The sequence below is a fragment of the Thioalkalivibrio sp. HL-Eb18 genome, from assembly GCF_000364985.1.
Lineage (GTDB): Bacteria > Pseudomonadota > Gammaproteobacteria > Ectothiorhodospirales > Ectothiorhodospiraceae > Thioalkalivibrio.
Genome location: NZ_KB822966.1, coordinates 133,003 through 149,474, shown reverse-complemented (window position 1 = coordinate 149,474; position 16,472 = coordinate 133,003). Strand labels below are relative to the sequence as shown.

The 16,472-nt window shown below is 67.0% G+C and carries 13 protein-coding genes; 5 read left to right on the top strand and 8 right to left on the bottom strand.

What is annotated here, in order from left to right; all coding sequences use genetic code 11:
- The 4 genes from F813_RS13575 to efp form a co-directional block, all read right to left on the bottom strand.
- Positions 1-259: helix-turn-helix domain-containing protein (locus F813_RS13575; RefSeq protein WP_017926060.1), on the bottom strand; the 259-nt coding region annotated here is incomplete at its 3' end.
- A 77-nt stretch (positions 260-336) separates the two neighbouring features.
- On the bottom strand, positions 337-1,803 hold the full coding sequence (dacB, locus tag F813_RS0107310; RefSeq protein ID WP_017926059.1) for a D-alanyl-D-alanine carboxypeptidase/D-alanyl-D-alanine-endopeptidase: 1,467 nt from the start codon (positions 1,801-1,803) through the stop codon (positions 337-339).
- 120 nt (positions 1,804-1,923) lie between these two features.
- On the bottom strand, positions 1,924-2,889 hold the full coding sequence (gene epmA, locus F813_RS0107305; RefSeq protein WP_017926058.1) for an EF-P lysine aminoacylase EpmA: 966 nt from the start codon (positions 2,887-2,889) through the stop codon (positions 1,924-1,926).
- A gap of 19 nt (positions 2,890-2,908) precedes the next feature.
- The gene (efp, locus tag F813_RS0107300) at positions 2,909-3,472 is read right to left on the bottom strand and encodes an elongation factor P (RefSeq protein ID WP_012981878.1); all 564 of its coding nucleotides are present in this window, start codon (positions 3,470-3,472) and stop codon (positions 2,909-2,911) included.
- Between the two features lie 62 nt (positions 3,473-3,534).
- Between efp and epmB the strand changes: the two genes are divergently transcribed.
- The 3 genes from epmB (at position 3,535) to F813_RS0107285 (ending at position 8,614) form a co-directional block, all read left to right on the top strand.
- Positions 3,535-4,599 carry an EF-P beta-lysylation protein EpmB gene (gene epmB / locus F813_RS0107295; RefSeq protein ID WP_017926057.1) on the top strand — a complete coding sequence of 355 codons (1,065 nt, stop codon included), beginning with the start codon at positions 3,535-3,537 and terminating at the stop codon, positions 4,597-4,599.
- A 94-nt stretch (positions 4,600-4,693) separates the two neighbouring features.
- Entirely contained in the window at positions 4,694-6,532 is a 1,839-nt protein-coding gene (locus tag F813_RS0107290; RefSeq protein WP_017926056.1) for a hypothetical protein, read from the top strand.
- Between the two features lie 9 nt (positions 6,533-6,541).
- Positions 6,542-8,614 (top strand): EAL domain-containing protein, encoded by a 2,073-nt coding sequence (locus F813_RS0107285; RefSeq protein ID WP_017926055.1) that lies wholly within the window; start codon positions 6,542-6,544, stop codon positions 8,612-8,614.
- A gap of 7 nt (positions 8,615-8,621) precedes the next feature.
- Here F813_RS0107285 and dnaJ read toward each other — a convergent pair whose 3' ends face one another.
- From dnaJ to hrcA, 4 genes are all read right to left on the bottom strand, one after another.
- On the bottom strand, positions 8,622-9,767 hold the full coding sequence (gene dnaJ, locus F813_RS0107280; RefSeq protein WP_012981874.1) for a molecular chaperone DnaJ: 1,146 nt from the start codon (positions 9,765-9,767) through the stop codon (positions 8,622-8,624).
- A 151-nt stretch (positions 9,768-9,918) separates the two neighbouring features.
- Entirely contained in the window at positions 9,919-11,850 is a 1,932-nt protein-coding gene (gene dnaK, locus F813_RS0107275) for a molecular chaperone DnaK (RefSeq protein ID WP_017926054.1), read from the bottom strand.
- Between the two features lie 140 nt (positions 11,851-11,990).
- Complete coding sequence (gene grpE / locus F813_RS0107270) at positions 11,991-12,572, bottom strand: nucleotide exchange factor GrpE (protein ID WP_017926053.1); 582 nt, start codon at positions 12,570-12,572, stop codon at positions 11,991-11,993.
- A 125-nt stretch (positions 12,573-12,697) separates the two neighbouring features.
- Positions 12,698-13,753, bottom strand: a complete 1,056-nt coding sequence (hrcA, locus tag F813_RS0107265; protein WP_012981871.1) for a heat-inducible transcriptional repressor HrcA — start codon at positions 13,751-13,753, stop codon at positions 12,698-12,700.
- A gap of 112 nt (positions 13,754-13,865) precedes the next feature.
- Between hrcA and F813_RS0107260 the strand changes: the two genes are divergently transcribed.
- Positions 13,866-14,744, top strand: a complete 879-nt coding sequence (locus F813_RS0107260) for an NAD(+) kinase (protein ID WP_012981870.1) — start codon at positions 13,866-13,868, stop codon at positions 14,742-14,744.
- A 7-nt stretch (positions 14,745-14,751) separates the two neighbouring features.
- The gene (gene recN / locus F813_RS0107255) at positions 14,752-16,413 is read left to right on the top strand and encodes a DNA repair protein RecN (protein WP_017926052.1); all 1,662 of its coding nucleotides are present in this window, start codon (positions 14,752-14,754) and stop codon (positions 16,411-16,413) included.
- The last annotated feature ends 59 nt before the right edge of the window (positions 16,414-16,472 follow it).

Sequence of the window (16,472 nt, the reverse complement as noted above, 5' to 3'; positions counted from 1 at the left end):
TACGGGGACGTCCGCTTCTCGGGGCATCCGTGAGCCCCCCGATGCGTGCCTGCTCGAAGCGCTTGCGCCACTTGCTCACCGTCTCCGCCGAGACGCCAACCCGCGCGCCAATCTCCGAAGCCTTCAGGCCTCGCGTGCTCAGCAGAATCATGCGCGCGCGCTGTTGTTCCGCCGCGGGCATCTGGCGCCGCCGCAGCCAGCTCTCGAGCTCGTCGCGTTCGGCTTCACTGATCGTCAACGTCTTGATCGGTCGTCCCATTCCGGTCGCCTCCCGAGTGCCTGTTGTCAGGATACAGGGGGACAGTCACGGAGTCGATGAACTTTTGTTAAACGACACTAGAGCCCGTGCGCCCACTCCAGGACCGCGTCCTGGAGATTGCGCCCATGCCCGATGTGCGCACGCGGCCCATTCACCAGCACCGTGACGATCACGTCATCGCCGCTGGAGGTGCGGACATAGCCCGCCACCGCCGAGACCTCGTTGATGTGCCCGGTCTTCAGGTGCATCTGCCCGCGCAGGTCGCCGTTGCGGAAACGGTTGCGCAGGGTCCCGTCCAGCCCCGACAGGGCCAGCGACGACTGGAACTCGGGCCGATGCGGGTGCTTCCAGCCCGCCTCGAGGATCTCGCCGAGCTGGCGCGCGGTCATGCGGGCATCGCGGCTGAGGCCCGAACCGTTGTCGACCACCATACCGCCGACATCCACGTCCAGATCGCGCAGTGAGTGGACCAGGGCCTCGCGCCCCTTGTCCATCGTCGCGGGCGGGCCGTTCTTGCGCGCCCCCAGGGTCAGCAGCAAGTGATCGCTCATGACATTCGAGCTCCACTTGTTGGACACCCGGATCAGATCGGACAGGGGGCGCGAGCGATGGCGCACAATCGGCTCGTCATGCAGCACGGGCAACACGCCGGTACGCACCCTGCCCGTCAGTTCGCCGCCCCATTGATCCCAGGCCATGCGAAACATCTCGGCATGGTTGGCCTCCGGCGTGAGCACCGAGCGCAGCATCTCGTAGTTGCCACAATTCACCGGGTACTGACCGGAAAAGGTCACCCGCTGGGCGTTCTGATCGACATTGAACTGGATACCCCGCTGCCACTCGCCACACCCCCCTCGGGTCGGCTGCAGACGGTTGACGACCTCGAGCCCGGGCAACGGCGGATCGACCACTACATCGATGCCGTTGCCGCGGCGCTCGGGACGCACATGGAAGCGCTGGGAGTTGGAATTCACGTGCAGGGCATACGGCAACTGGTTGTACGCCCGCAATGGCTGGCGGTTGAAGTCTCCAGGGTCCCCATTCGGGAGCTGGAAGTGGCTGGCATCCAGAATCACATCCCCCTCGATGCGCTTGAGCCCGGTTCGGCGCAGTTCGCCGATCATGCGCCAGTACTCCTCGGTCACCATGCCCGGGTCGCCAGTCCCGCGGATCACCAGGTCCCCACGCAGCACACCGTCCTGGATCGGGCGGGTGGCCCAGATCTCGGTCGTCCAGGTGTAATTGGGGCCGAGTTCGTGCAGGGCCGCCAGCGAGGTGGCCAGCTTGACCGTGGAGGCCGGGTTATACGGGGTATCGGCATTCAGCCGGGCCAACACGGCCCCGTCCGGGACGCGTTGCACCCAGAGGCCCACCGAGTCGGGGGGCAACCCCTGAGCCTGGATCGCGCGCTGCAGTGGCGCGGGCAGGTGCTCGAACTGCGCCTGCGCCGGCGGCAGGACCAGCAACAGTGCGGCACACAGCGTCCAGGGGGACAAGGCCCGGCGGAACGACCGTCGGGCGAACCAGAAAAAACACTTGTGCATCGAAGCTACCATCCCGAAGCAGACACCGGATCGACGCCACAATAGTCACCCGCAACGGGGGGGCTGACAAGCCCCGGATCGGTGCAACGCCGGCCATCCCGGACAAACCGGTGAAACGCCTCAGGCGGACTCGAACGGGAAGTCGATCACCTGCTCGATACGCTCCACCCCCAACAGCCGCATCAGCAGGCGATCGACCCCCAGTGCCACTCCGGCACACTCGGGCAGCCCCGACGCCAGCGCGGCGTCCAGATGGGCATCGGGCCGGGGCAGGACCTGGCCGCGCTGCCTGCGCAGCGCCTGGTCGCGATCGCGACGTTCGCGAAACTGGGCGAGGTTGCTCAGCTCGTGGTAGCCATTGGCCAGCTCCAGTGCGCCCCAGTACACCTCGAAGCGGGCCGCGAGCCGGGCATCCTGTTCACAGGGGCGTGCCAGCACCGCCTGGCTCTCCGGATAGTCATGCACCACGGTGAGCCGGTCGTCCGGAAACGCCGGGGCAATCGCCAGGCTGATCAGGAGATCCAGCCAGGCATCTCGATCCAGTGCCCCCTGGATGTCCAGCCCCTGACGTGCCGCGACGGCCTGCAGTTCGTCGGCATCCGCCACCAGCGGGTCGATGCCCAGATGTGCCTGAAACAACGCCTGATACGAGATCTCGCGCAGGCGGGCCGGACGCCTCCAGCTCGCATCCAGTGCCGCCTGGTTCATGATCAGGGCCACCACCTCGCGCGCCAGACGATGATGATCCATCCCGTGGCGGTACCACTCCAGCAGCGTGAATTCGGGGTTGTGACGGGGCCCCGCTTCGCCACCCCGAAAGACGCGCGCGATCTGGTAGATGTCCGGCGCGCCATCCGCCAGCAGGCGCTTCATCGGGTATTCCGGCGAGGTCTGCAAATAGCCGCTGGCGCCGTCCGGGCTCGTCGCGGTCCAGCTCTCGACCATAGGATCCAGCGGCGCCCCGTGGCTCAGGATCGGGGTCTCTACCTCGAGCACATTGCGGGCGGCAAAGAAGCCACGCAGGCCAGTCAGCAGCCGTGCACGGGCCTCCCGGGCCGCCGCGGCGCCCGGTCGCCAGTCGGTCATGCCGAAAATCCCGCGATGATCAGACGCGCGAGACGTACTCGCCGGAGCGGGTGTCGACCTTGACCGTCTCGCCCTCCTCGACGAACAGCGGGACCTTGACCACGGCACCGCTCTCGAGCGTCGCGGGCTTGGTGCCCCCCTGGGCGGTATCACCGCGCACACCCGGATCGCACTGGGTGATCTTCATCTCGACAAAGGCCGGGGGCACCACCGACAGCGGTTCGCCGTTCCACAGGGTTACGGTGCAGACGTCCTGTTCCTTCAGCCACTGGCCGCAGCCGCCCAGCGCGGCCTCACCGACGGCATACTGTTCGAAGGTATCCGGCACCATGAAGTGCCAGAACTCGCCATCGTTGTAGAGATACTGCATCTCGGTATCCATGACATCGGCCGCCTCGACCGACTCACCGGACTTGAAGGTCTTCTCCAGCACCCGCCCCGTGCGCAGATTGCGCAGCTTGACGCGGTTGAAAGCCTGGCCCTTGCCCGGCTTGACGAATTCGTTCTCGACGATGGCCTGCGGGTCGCCATCCAGCAGGAGTTTGAGACCGGCCTTGAATTCGTTGGTACTGTAGGTTGCCATTGCGCGTCAGTCCTCAAGCGATTGCGTGGCGCGGACATGACCGCCCACTAAACGAGCCCGCCATGCCCACAAAGCCCATCATGATAACGCGCACGCCGCGGGGAACCCAGCCGAGCGACCGAACCCACGCGGGGGACACCACCCCGCTCTGGCAGCAGGCGCTCGCCCGCGCGATCCGAGACCCCGTAACTCTGGCCCGCGAACTGGAGCTGGACCCGGCTCACCTGCCCGGCCTGCATGCGGGCCATACCCTGTTTCGGGTGCGCGTCCCGAGGAGCTACCTCGCACGCATGCGCAAGGCGGACCCGCAAGACCCACTGCTGCTGCAGGTCCTCCCGCAGCAGCAGGAGAGCGAGGAACACCCGGGATTCGTGGCGGATCCGGTGGGCGACCACGACGCCCTGGCCGCCCCGGGTCTCGTGCACAAATACCACGGTCGCGTGCTGCTGCTGACGACCGGGGCCTGTGCGGTGCACTGTCGCTACTGCTTCCGCCGCGAGTTCCCGTACGCCGAGCACAACGCATCCCAGGGCGACTGGGCGCCAGCACTTGCCTACATCCACGCCGACACCTCCATCCGCGAAGTCATCCTGAGTGGCGGTGATCCCCTGTCATTGTCGGACCGCCGCCTCGCCGACCTGGTCCGGCGCCTGGAGGCCATCCCCCACCTCGAGCGCCTGCGCATCCACACGCGGCTGCCGGTCGTCCTGCCGGAGCGCGTGGACGAACAACTCCTGAGCTGGCTGGGCAAAGGGCGCCTGCACCACACACTGGTCCTGCACGCCAACCACCCCAGGGAGTTTGCCGACCCGGCCGCCCCCGCCCTTGCGCGTTTGCACGCGCACGGCATCACACTGCTGAACCAGGCGGTACTGCTGGCCGGCATCAACGATGACCCGGACATCCTGTGCGAACTCCAGGAGGCCGGTTTTCGCCTCGGGGTCCTGCCCTACTACCTCCACCTGCTCGACCGCACGCGCGGCACCGCCCATTTCGAGGTCACGGAACACCGCGCGCTGGAGCTGCACCAGGCCCTGCATGCCCGGCTGCCCGGTTACCTGGTGCCCCGACTGGTCCGCGAGATCCCGGGCGAGCCCGGCAAGACACCCCGTTGGGCCGGCCTGTGAAGGCACACACAGAGGTCTTGATTAGCCCCCCTCTCGGGAGGTGCTACAGTGAACGGATGCCCGGCCACCAACGGTGCAACCTCCAGACCCGCTCATGACCGACACCCTGCCCAAACTGCCCACCCGCACCGCCGGCCCCGAGAGCTTCCCGCATCGCCAGCCGCGCAGCCTGCGCCAGTGGTGTCGAGCGCTCCCGTCAGCCGACCCGGAATCGTCCTTTTCCCATTTGCGTCAGGCCCTGAGAGAACTGAACAGCCTGGCTCTGGACACCGGGGTTCGTTACTCGCTGATCACCCTGCTGGAGGAGCCCCTGCTGCCCTTGCTGCAGCGGAACGGAAGGTCCCTTTCCCAGCGCACACTCCCCCTGGGGGCGCGCAGTCTGAGGCGCGCGCGGGAGCAGGCCGAGGCACTGGACAGCCTGCTCACCGCCTGGCTCCTGGTTGCCCGCGAGCACCACGGGCAGAGCGAACGCGGTGCGCGCGCGTTGCAGGCTGCCCTGGCCTTGAGCGCCGCCCAGGCCGTGCACCACTGGCGCCTGTATCAACCGCTCCCGGATAACTTCTGGCAGCGTACCTACGCCATCCTGTCATGGGCCCGCGCACAGAACCTCGCGCAGGCACAGCCGCGCGACGAGCCCCGCTACGGGCCCCTGTCCATGGCCCCGGTCGAGACCCTGGCGGCACGTCTGATGCTGCTGGGCGGCAGCGACCCCAATGCCCTGGAGGTGGGCGAGGTGGACCTGCTGGCTCGCTGGCTGGACCGTCTGCCGCTGTCCTGCGCCGAAGGGCTGTCCGCGACCCCACACCCCGACCTCCCGGTCCTCTGTGCGGCCCTCGACAGCGCCCACCCTCCGGGACTGACGCTGCGCGAGCACGCGCGGCTGCACAGCGACTGCTGTGTCGAACTCGGCCCGGTGCTCGAACAGCTGCGCGAGGCACCCCGCCGCCTGGAGCCGCACCGGCGCCCCGACGAACGCAGTCTGACCGAACGCCTGCTGCGGCTCTGGTCACAGCTGCCCACCCGCCAGCATTCGCGCGAAACCACTGAGGGCCAGCACCGCCTGTGCCTGCTGGGGATCAAACGCATCCAGCACTTCCTGTCCGAGGAACTGGAGGAGCGCAAGCGCGACACATCGCATACGCCCCTCCCCAGCGGGGTCACCCGGGACACGGATCGGGTGGGCGTTTACCACATGTCGACCGCCGCCGAGCGAGGTTCGGACTTCGCCCTGGTGGATGCCGCGAGTCCACACCAGCCACCGTCCGAGCTGCGCAAGCTCGCAGAGGGGCCGCCCGATACGGCCGCAGTCGCCTGGGAGAACGTCGGCCGCGGGCTGGAGAGTGCCCGTCCTCCGGGTGAACCCCGCACCCCGATCACCAAGCGGCACCCCCCCGAGCAATGGACCGTGGACGACATCGGCGCGGGCGGGCTACGCCTGCGGCTGGCTCAGCCCCGCCAGTCACTACTGATTGGCGACCTGGCCGCCCTGCGCCACCTCGACGACCACTACTGGACAATCGGGGTCCTGCGCTGGATCCGTTATGAAAGCGAGTTCGAGATCAGCATCGGGGTCGAATTTCTAGCCGAGCGCGGCCTTCCGGTGCAGTTGCAGGCCTTCCGCAATGGTCGCGCGGCCGGGTCGATGTACCCGGGGCTGTTTGCCTCACTGCGCAGGGATCGCGGCGGTGCGGCACTGTTCATGCCGGCCCAGGTATTCGACCACGAGAGCCGCCTCGTATGCTGGCTGGCCGGCCGCCCGCGTGTCCTGGCACTGGACAGCGAACGCACCGGTACGACACTGTTTACCGAAACCGGCTGCCGGATAACCGATCTGACGCTGGGAGAACCGCCTCCCGATGACATGGAAGCCAACGAAGCAGTGACCGAGCAGGTCCGATCCGGGCTGTCGCTCACACCGCGCGAACGCAAATAATGGACCCGCATGAGCGAAACCATCCGAATCCTCTTCGTCACGGCGAACCCGAATCTCGCCGAGCAAGTCATCAGCAGCATTCGTACGCGGGGTAGCGCGGTACGGCCGGAACAGGTCGAGACCCAGGATGACCTGATCAACGCGCTGGAGAACACTCGACACGATGTGGTGGTATTGATCGAGCCGGGTCTCGCGCTCTCGCGCGAGGTGGTCGATACCGCCCTGCGCGACAGTGGGCGCCGCATCCCGCTGGTCCTGCTGACCGAGCGTCCGGAACCCGAGCGTGTCCTGGACTACGAGGCCGGGAGCTTCGCCGTCGTGGACCACGAGCAAGTGGACCTGGCGAGTTTGATGGCCATCCGCGCGGCCGAACAACGGCGCCTGCGCCAACGCGTCCAACGTCTCGAGACCGCACTGCACGAGTCCGAGAGCCGCTGCCAGCTGTTGCTCGACAACTCGCGCGACGCGATCGCCTATGTTCACGAGGGCATGCACCTGTACGCCAACGCCTCCTGGCGCGAACGCTTCGGTATCGAGGATCCGGACGAGGTCGACGGGCTGCCACTGATGGACTTGGTCACGGCCGATAACCGCGGCGAGATGAAGGCGCTGCTGCGCCGCTTCCAGAATGGCGAGGAAGGCGATACGGCTCGCGCCCACTTCCACCTGCAGAGCATCGATGGCCTGCCATTCGAGGCCGACCTGCGCCTGTCCGCCGCAAGCGTGGAGGGCGAGGCCTGCACCCAGCTCCAGCTGGAAGCCAGCCAGGAAGACCCCGAGCTGGCAGAGCGGATCGACTTCCTCTCGCAGCGCGACCTGGTCACCGGCCTGTACAACCGCCAGCACTTTCTGTCCACGATCGAGAGCGCTCAGACGCGGGCCGAGGAGACGGAGAAACCCTTCGCCCTGCTGACCCTGGCGGTGGACCGCTTCGCGGAGATCCGCGCGAAGGTGGGGATGTCGGCCGCCGACCTGCTCCTGGCCGACATGGGCAAGCTGATCGAGGATCACTTCCCCGAACCCGCGATTGCCGCGCGCCTGGAGGGCGAGCACTTCGGCGTGCTGGCGCCAGAGACCCGTCGTCAGGAGGTCGAGGAGCGCATCCACGGCCTGATGCAGGCCGTCACCGGGCACGTCTTCGAGCTCAACCAGTCCTCAACCAACTGCACCCTGTCGGCCGGCGCGGTGATCGCCGACGAGAGCGCCCCCAGCACGGAGGATCTGCTCGACCAGGCCCACCGGGCGCTGGAGGAGGCCGTCGAGGCGGGCGGCGGCGTCCATCGGTTCTACCACCCGGCCGAGGGCGAATTGACCCAGGGTCAGGCCGACCAGCAGTGGAAGCTGCGTATCCAGGACGCCCTGGACCATGACCGCCTGGAGCTTCGCTTCCAGCCGATCGTGCATCTGCACGGCAACGACCGGCCGCGCTATTCGGTGTTCGTGCGCCTGCGCGACGCCGACGGCCACCTGCACGAACCACCCGCCTTCCTGCCTGCGGCCGAACGCACCGGCATGGCCCCGGCCGTGGATCGCTGGATCGTCAAGACCGCGCTGACCGAACTCGCCGGGTGCCTGAAGACCCAGCCCAAGACCCAGTTTTTCCTGAAGCTGGGCACCGGCTCAATGGGCGATCCGACCGTGGTCAGCTGGCTCAACGATGACCTGCACGCCCTGCGCATCCCGGCCGACAACGTCGTGGTCGAGCTCAAGGAGCCGACCGTGGTCACCAACCTGAAGCCGGCGATGAATGTATCGCGCGGCCTGGTCGAGATGCACAGCCACCTGTGCATCGACGACTTCGGCAATGGCCTGAACCCGTTCCAGCTGCTGCAGCACCTGGAGGCCGACCACATCAAGCTCGACCCGTCGTTCGTCGAGGGGCTGGCGGAGAACGAGGAAAACCAGGAGGCGATCCGCGAATATGTCGATGCGGCACACGCCAAGGGCAAGCAGGTAATCGTGCCGCACGTGGAGGATGCCAGCGTGCTGGCCGTGCTCTACGGGCTGAACGTCAACCTGGTGCAGGGGTACTTCATCCAGTCGCCCCTGTCCAAACCCACGTTCGACTTCGAGGCGACCTGACCGCCGCCTATTTCGACCAGAAGTTCAGATCCTCGAAAAAGCCCTTCACGCCATCCAGCCAGGAGTGCGCCTGCGGGCTGTGCTTGGTGCCACCTGCCTGGGTCGAGTCCTCGAACTGGCGCAGCAGCGCCTTTTGCTCCTTGGTCAGGTTGATCGGGGTCTCCACGGTCACGCGGCAGATCAGATCGCCGACACCCCCCCCGTGCACGGACTGCACACCCTTGCCACCGACGCGGAACTGCTTGCCGGTCTGGGTCTCGGCCGGCACCTTCAGCTTCACTCGGCCATCCAGGCAGGGAACCTCCAGCTCGCCGCCGAGTGCGGCGGTGGCAAACGAGATCGGGACCTCAATATGCAGGTCCGAGCCCTCGCGGCGAAACAGCTTGTGCGGCTTGACCCGCACCTGCACGTAGAGATCTCCGGGGGGCCCGCCGTTGACCCCGGCCTCGCCCTGGCCGGCCAGGCGGATGCGGTCACCGCTGTCGACCCCGGCGGGGATCTTCACATCCAGCGTGTTCTGCTCCTGCACCCGGCCGTTGCCGTTACAGGCCTTGCAGGGATTGGCGACGATCTTGCCCGAGCCCTCGCAGCGCGGGCAGGTCTGCTGCACCGAGAAGAAGCCCTGCTGGATGCGTACCTGCCCCACGCCGTTGCAGGTCGGGCAGGTCTCTGGCGAGGTCCCCGGTTCGGCACCCGAACCGTCACAGGCCTGGCAGGAGACGGTGGTCGGGATGCGGATCTTGACCTCGGTGCCGAACACGGCCTCCTCGAGGGTCAGGTCCAGGTTGTACTGCAGGTCGGAACCACGGAACGCACGCGAACCGCGCGCGCGACCACCGCCACCCCCGAAGATGTCGCCAAAGATATCCTCGAAGATATCCGAGAAATTGGAGGCCCCGGCACCACCACCAAAGCCCCCGGCCGCGCCATCGACACCGGCATGGCCGTAGCGGTCGTAGGCCGCACGCTTCTGGTCGTCACTGAGGACGTCATAGGCGGCGCGCGCCTCCTTGAACTTGGCCTCGGCCTCCTCATCCCCCGGATTGCGGTCGGGGTGGTACTTCATCGCCAGGCGGCGAAAGGCCTTCTTGATGTCGGCGGCCGAGGCGTCCTTGGAGACACCCAGCACCTCGTAGTAGTCGCGTTGTGACATGGTCAGGTCATTCCCAGCTAGCCCGAATGTTTGCGTGAACGCGGAGCGCCTTCACGCAAACGCCCGGAGAGTACCCCGGGCGCGGCGTTAAAACGACAGGGAAACGCAGGTCTCCCTGGCGGTGGGGCACCAGGCCCCACCGGATGTGGCATCAGCCCTGCTTCTTCTGGTCGTCGTCGACTTCCTCGAACTCGGCGTCCACGACGTCGTCTGCCTGCTGCTCGCCACTGGCCTGCTCGGCCCCGGCCTCGCCTGCGGCATCGGCACCCTGGGCGTAGGCCTTCTCGGCCAGCTTGCCGGAGGCCTCGGCCAGTTTCTGCGTGGCCTGCTCGATGGCTTCGGCGTCATCACCCTCCATGGCCTTCTTGACCTCGGCGACGGCCGATTCGATCGCGGAGCGTTCGTCGTCGGAGACCTGGTCACTCAGGTCCTTCAGCGATTTCTCGGCCGAGTGCACCAGGGCATCGGCCTGGTTGCGCGCGCCGACCAGCTGCTGGAACTTCTTGTCTTCCTCGGCGTGGGCCTCGGCGTCCTTGACCATCTGTTCGACTTCTTCGTCGGACAGGCCGGAGGAGGCCTTGATCACGATCTTGTTTTCCTTGCCGGTCGCCTTGTCCTTGGCCGACACATTCAGGATGCCGTTGGAGTCGATGTCAAAGGTGACCTCGATCTGCGGCACACCGCGCGGCGCGGCCGGGATGTCCTGAAGGTCGAAGCGACCCAGCGACTTGTTGGCGCTGGCCATCTCGCGCTCACCCTGCAGCACGTGCACGGTCACCGCGGTCTGGTTGTCCTCGGCGGTGGAGAACACCTGATTGGCCCGGGTCGGGATGGTGGTGTTCTTCTCGATCAGCTTGGTCATCACGCCGCCCATCGTCTCGATCCCGAGCGACAGCGGGGTCACGTCCAGCAGCAGCACGTCCTTGACGTCGCCACCCAGCACACCGGCCTGCACCGCGGCACCGACCGCGACGGCCTCATCCGGGTTCACGTCCTTGCGCGGCTCCTTGCCGAAGAACGCCTGCACCGCTTCCTGCACCTTGGGCATGCGGGTCTGGCCACCGACCAGGATCACGTCGTCCACCTCGGAGGCGGACAAGCCGGCATCCTTCAGCGCGACCTTGCACGGCTCGATGGAGCGCTTGACCAGATCGTCAACCAGGCTCTCCAGCTTGGCGCGGGTAATCTTCAGCGCCAGGTGCTTCGGCCCGGTGTTGTCGGCCGTGATGTACGGCAGGTTGACCTCGGTCTGCTGGCTGGAGGACAGCTCGATCTTGGCCTTCTCGGCGGCCTCCTTCACGCGCTGCATCGCCAGCGGGTCGCCCTTGATGTCGATGCCCTGATCCTTTTTGAACTCCTCGACCAGGTAGTCGATCAGGCGGTTGTCGAAGTCCTCGCCACCCAGGAAGGTATCGCCGTTGGTGGCCAGCACCTCGAACTGGTGCTCGCCGTCCACCTCGGCGATCTCGATGATCGAGACGTCGAAGGTACCGCCACCCAGGTCATACACGGCAATCTTGCGATCCCCGCGCTGCTTGTCCATGCCGTAGGCCAGCGCGGCTGCGGTCGGCTCGTTGATGATGCGCTTGACCTCGAGCCCGGCGATCTTGCCGGCGTCCTTGGTCGCCTGGCGCTGGGAGTCGTTGAAGTAGGCCGGGACGGTAATGACCGCCTCGGTCACGGGCTCGCCCAGGTAGTCCTCGGCGGTCTTCTTCATCTTCTGCAGCACGCGCGCCGAGATCTCCGGCGGGGCCATTTTCTTGCCCTGCACCTCGACCCAGGCATCGCCATTGTCGGCCTTCACGATCTTGTAGGAGACGAGCTTGATGTCCTTCTGCACCTCGTCTTCCTCGAACTTGCGCCCGATCAGGCGCTTGGCCGCAAAGATGGTGTTCTGCGGGTTGGTGACCGCCTGGCGCTTGGCGGACTGGCCGACCAGCACCTCGCCATCGTCACTGAACGCGACGATGGACGGGGTGGTGCGGGTGCCTTCCGCGTTTTCGATGACCTTGGCCTGGTCGCCTTCCATGACGGCGACGCAGGAGTTGGTGGTCCCGAGGTCGATACCGATGATCTTGCCCATGGCTGAATTCTCCTGATGCGAAAATTGTTGCTCGGCAGAGAAAGAGTCTCTGCCAACTTGTACGGGAATCTGGGGCCCCGGGCCGTGTTTTCAAGGGACGCCGTGTCACGCGCCCCGAAAACCCGCCCGAAGCGACCGAATCAGGCGCTCTCGTCGATATTCGGCGAGGCGGGCGCCTTGGAGACCACGACCATCGCCGGGCGCAGCACGCGGTCCTGCAGGAGGTAGCCCTTCTGCATGGTCGCCACCACGGTATTCGGCGGATTCTCCGGGTCTTCCTGCATGGACATCGCCTGATGGCGCTCCGGATCGAAACGCTCGCCGGTGGGGTCCTCGGCCTGGATACCGAACTTCTCGAAAACCCGATTCAGGTTCTTCAGGGTCAGCTCGGCGCCCTCGATGATGCGCTCGACATCCTTGGACTCGCGGGCGGCCTGCAGGCCCATCTCCAGGGAATCGCCCACCTCCAGCATCTCGGAGGCGAATTTTTCCATCGCGTACTTGTGCGCATTCTCCAGCTCGCGCTCGAAGCGCCGGCGCTGGTTTTCCAGCTCCGCCTGGGCACGCAGGGCCTGGTCGCGGCGTTCCTCGGCCAGGGCCTCGAGCTCCTGCAGGCGCGCGTCAGTATTATCGACGGCCTCGTCGCCCTCGGGCTGGGTGTGCTCCGAATCCGCGGCCTCGGATGCTTCCGCCGGTTCCTGGGGTTCACGCTGATCGGACATGTCTGCCTCGTAAGAATCGGTGAAAAGTAAAACGCATGCCGGACCCTGCGGGCGGCATACGCGAATCAATTCGGTTTAACTATCGGGACTCTGGGGGCACCCGGAGCGGTTTCAAGGGTGTCCGGCTATTTCGTGTCATGGACCGGGTCACCGAGCGCCGAGCCCAGCAAGCGCGCGGTCACGTCCACAATCGGGATCACGCGATCGTAGGACATGCGCGCGGGTCCGATCACCCCGAGCACGCCGACCACTTCCCCGTCGACACTGTAGGGGGCCGTGACCACCGAACAGTTTTCGAACCAGTCGAGCCCGGACTCGCGGCCGATGAAGATCTGTACCCGATCGCTGCGGATGCACTGATCCAGAATCCCGAGGATCTCGCGCTTCTCGTTGAAGGCCTCCAGCAACTGACGCAGGCGGTCGATGTCGGCTAGTTCCTCGTAGCTGAGCAGGTGGGTCTGCCCCGCCACCACGACGTCGTCCGGGTCTTCGCCGGCCACGGCCTTCTCGCCGAGATCAATGGCCGCCAGCATCATCGCGTCCAGGTTCTCGCGCACGTCGCGCATCTCGCGCAGCAGGGCATCGCGCACCGCGTGCAGGCTCTTGCCGGCCAGGTGCGCGTTCAGATAGTTGGCCATGCGCTGAAGCTGGTCCTGGTCGAAGTCGCGCTCCAGTTCCAGCACGCGGTTCTGCACCTCCTTGCCATCGATCACCAGGATCGCCAGGACCCGGCGTTCGCCCAGGCGCAGGAACTCGAGCTGACTGAGCGCCACGTTGCGGTGGCGCGGCAGGCGCACCATGCCGGCCATGCGCGTCACCTGCGACAACAGGTTGGAGGTCGCCCCCATCAGGTCCTGGGTGGTCGCGTTCGGGTCGAAACCCGACTGGATCGCGCGAATCTCCTCGACCGTCGGTTCGCGCACCTGCAGCAGACTGTCGACGAACAGGCGGTAGCCGCTCGCGGTCGGGATCCGCCCGGCGGAGGTATGCGGTGCCTGAATCAGACCCAGATCCTCGAGATCGGCCATCACATTGCGCACCGTGGCCGCGCTGACCTTGAGCCCGGAGGTGCGCGCGAGGGTACGCGAGCCGACCGGCTGACCGTCGCGGATATAGCTCTCGATCAGGGTCCGCAGCAGGGTACGGGCCCTGGCATCCAGATTGATCGCCGCATTTTCCATCGTTGATCAGCGCTCCATTGGGGCGAGTGACAGGCCCAAGTGTTTGCCCCAGACCAGGAGACGTCAAGAAACCGCGGATGCAGTCCCCCGCCCTTTTCCGGATAATGCCGCCATGATGCCGGAATTCAACACGATCGGGCTGGTGGGCAAGGCCAGCGACTCGCGCACGGGCCCACTGGTGGGCCGGCTGGTCGAACTGCTTCGCACGCGCGGCCGCCAGGTCCGAATGGAGGAGGACATCCCCGGCTTCGAGCGCCCGGACGATATCCCGCTGCTCCCCCTGGCTGAACTCGCCGAAGCGGCCGACCTGCTGGTTGTCATCGGCGGCGACGGTACGCTGCTGTCCACCGCACGCCGGATCGCGGATGCCGAGACGCCGGTACTCGGGATCAACCTGGGGCGTCTCGGTTTTCTGGTGGATGTCTCGCCGGAGACCGCCTGCGAGGAACTGGGCGAGGTGCTCGACGGGGCCTATGAGCTGGAACCGCGTGCGATGCTCGAGGCCGAGTTGATCCGTGACGGTGTCACCATCCACGAGGGCATCGCGCTCAACGACGTCGTGCTGCATGTGCTCAGCGTCGTGCGCATCATCGAGTTCGACACCGCGATCGACGGCATGGACATCGGCCGCCTGCGCGCCGATGGGCTGGTCGTGGCTACGCCCACCGGCTCCACCGCCTATGCCCTGTCCGCCGGCGGCCCGATTCTGACCCCGCAGCTGGATGCGATGGTCATGGTGCCGGTCTGCCCGCACAGCCTGAACCACCGCCCTCTGGTCGTCAGCGGCCGCTCCACGGTGGAGATTCGCCTGTCCAGCGGCAGCCGGTCGCCGGCTCAGATCGCACTGGATGGCCAGGAGAACATCGATTTCGCCCCCGGCGATCTGGTGCGCATTCGCCGCCGCGAGCGCAACCTGACCCTGATCCACCCGCGCGAGCACTACTTCCTGCGCGTCCTGCGCACCAAGCTGCGCTGGGGCGAGCAGCCCTGAGCCCGCCATGCTGCGACTGATCAGCATCCGCGACTTCGCGATCATCGACCAGCTGGAACTGGAGCTGGATGCGGGCCTGAGCGCCCTGACCGGCGAGACCGGCGCCGGCAAGTCCATCCTGATCGACGTGATCGGCCAGCTGCTGGGGGATCGCGCCGACGCCGGCATGGTGCGCGAGGGCGCCGAACAGGCCGACCTGTCCGCCGAGTTCGCCCTGCCCGAACAAGGCCCGGCCGCCGCCTGGCTGGCCGAACAGGAACTGGGCGGCGACGACGACGATCACGTGCTGCTGCGACGCGTACTCACCCGGCAGGGCAAGAGCCGGGCCTGGATCAACGGCCGCCCGGTCGCGGTCGGCCAGTTGCGCACGCTGGGCGAGTGGCTGGTGGACATCCACGGTCAGCACGCGCACCAGCAACTGCTGCAGCGCGACACCCAGCGCCACTGGCTGGACGGCTTTCTCGAGGGCGATCGGGTGTCCCGCGTGCGCGAGGCCCATGGCGCCTGGCGCAACGCCGCCCGCGCGCTGGAGAAGGCCCGCGAGAGCCAGGCCGACACCTCCGACCGCCTCGACCTGCTGCGCTTCCAGACCACCGAGCTGGCCGAACTGGCCCCGGTACAGGACGAATATCCGCAACTGCTGGTCGAGCAGAACCAGCTCGCTCACGGCACCGAGGTGCTCACCGCGCTGCAGACCGCCAGCCAGCAGATCGAGGACGACAGCGGGCTGGACGCGCAGCTCGGCCAAGCCCTGCACGCCCTGCAGGACGCCGCGCAGCACGACGACCGGGTCAGCCCTGCGCTCGAGCTGCTGGAATCCGCGCGCATCCAGATCATCGAGGCCGGCGACACCCTGCGCCGACTGGCCGACGGCATCGAACTGGACCCGGAGCGCCTGGCCGAACTGGACCAGCGCGTCGGCGAGTACCTGCGCCTGGCACGCAAGCACCGCGTCGACCCCGAGGCGCTCCCGGGCCTGCACGACGAACTGCAAACCGAGCGGGACGCCCTGGAGAACGGCGACCAGACCCTCGAGGCCCTGGAGGCGCGCGAGCAGGAAACCCGCGCGGCGTTCGACACCACCGCCGAGGCGCTCACTCAGGCCCGCCAGCAAGCAGCAGAACGCATCGGTCAGGCCGTCACCGACACCATGCAGGAGCTGGGCATGGCCGGCGGCCACTTCGAGATCGCGATCAAGCCCACCGACAAGCCACAGGCGCACGGTGTGGATCACATCGAATTCCGCGTCGCCGCGAACCCCGGCGCCGCCCCCCAGCCGATGGCAAAGGTCGCCTCTGGCGGCGAGCTCTCGCGTATCGGGCTCGCGCTACAGGTGCTGGCCAGCCAGCAGCAGACCGTGCCTACGCTGATCTTCGACGAGGTCGACAGTGGCATCAGCGGCGCGGTCGCCGAGGTCGTCGGGCGCAAGCTGCGCACCCTGGGCGAGCGCCATCAGGTCCTGTGCGTGACCCACCTGGCGCAGGTCGCCGCCCAGGCCCACCAGCAACTGGAGGTGCAGAAGTCGCACGGCAAGGACGGCACCCGCACCGCCATCCAGCCGCTGGACGACGAGCGCCGCGTAGAGGCCCTGGCCCGCCTGATCGGCGGCACCCAGCTCACCGAAACCACCCGCACCCACGCCCGCGAACTCCTCGCCGCTGCTGGCTAGTCCTGCACGAAGACCACAAGGCAAAACGCAGGATGCGATGAGCGCATCGCATCGCTTCA

Coding starts and splice junctions, on each gene's coding strand:
- epmB (WP_017926057.1), top strand. CDS start 3,535: ATGCCCACAAAGCCCATCATGATAACGCGCACGCCGCGGGGAACCCAG.
- grpE (WP_017926053.1), bottom strand. CDS start 12,572: ATGTCCGATCAGCGTGAACCCCAGGAACCGGCGGAAGCATCCGAGGCC.
- F813_RS0107285 (WP_017926055.1), top strand. CDS start 6,542: ATGAGCGAAACCATCCGAATCCTCTTCGTCACGGCGAACCCGAATCTC.
- dnaK (WP_017926054.1), bottom strand. CDS start 11,850: ATGGGCAAGATCATCGGTATCGACCTCGGGACCACCAACTCCTGCGTC.
- F813_RS0107290 (WP_017926056.1), top strand. CDS start 4,694: ATGACCGACACCCTGCCCAAACTGCCCACCCGCACCGCCGGCCCCGAG.
- efp (WP_012981878.1), bottom strand. CDS start 3,472: ATGGCAACCTACAGTACCAACGAATTCAAGGCCGGTCTCAAACTCCTG.
- hrcA (WP_012981871.1), bottom strand. CDS start 13,753: ATGGAAAATGCGGCGATCAATCTGGATGCCAGGGCCCGTACCCTGCTG.
- dnaJ (WP_012981874.1), bottom strand. CDS start 9,767: ATGTCACAACGCGACTACTACGAGGTGCTGGGTGTCTCCAAGGACGCC.
- recN (WP_017926052.1), top strand. CDS start 14,752: ATGCTGCGACTGATCAGCATCCGCGACTTCGCGATCATCGACCAGCTG.
- epmA (WP_017926058.1), bottom strand. CDS start 2,889: ATGACCGACTGGCGACCGGGCGCCGCGGCGGCCCGGGAGGCCCGTGCA.
- dacB (WP_017926059.1), bottom strand. CDS start 1,803: ATGCACAAGTGTTTTTTCTGGTTCGCCCGACGGTCGTTCCGCCGGGCC.
- F813_RS0107260 (WP_012981870.1), top strand. CDS start 13,866: ATGATGCCGGAATTCAACACGATCGGGCTGGTGGGCAAGGCCAGCGAC.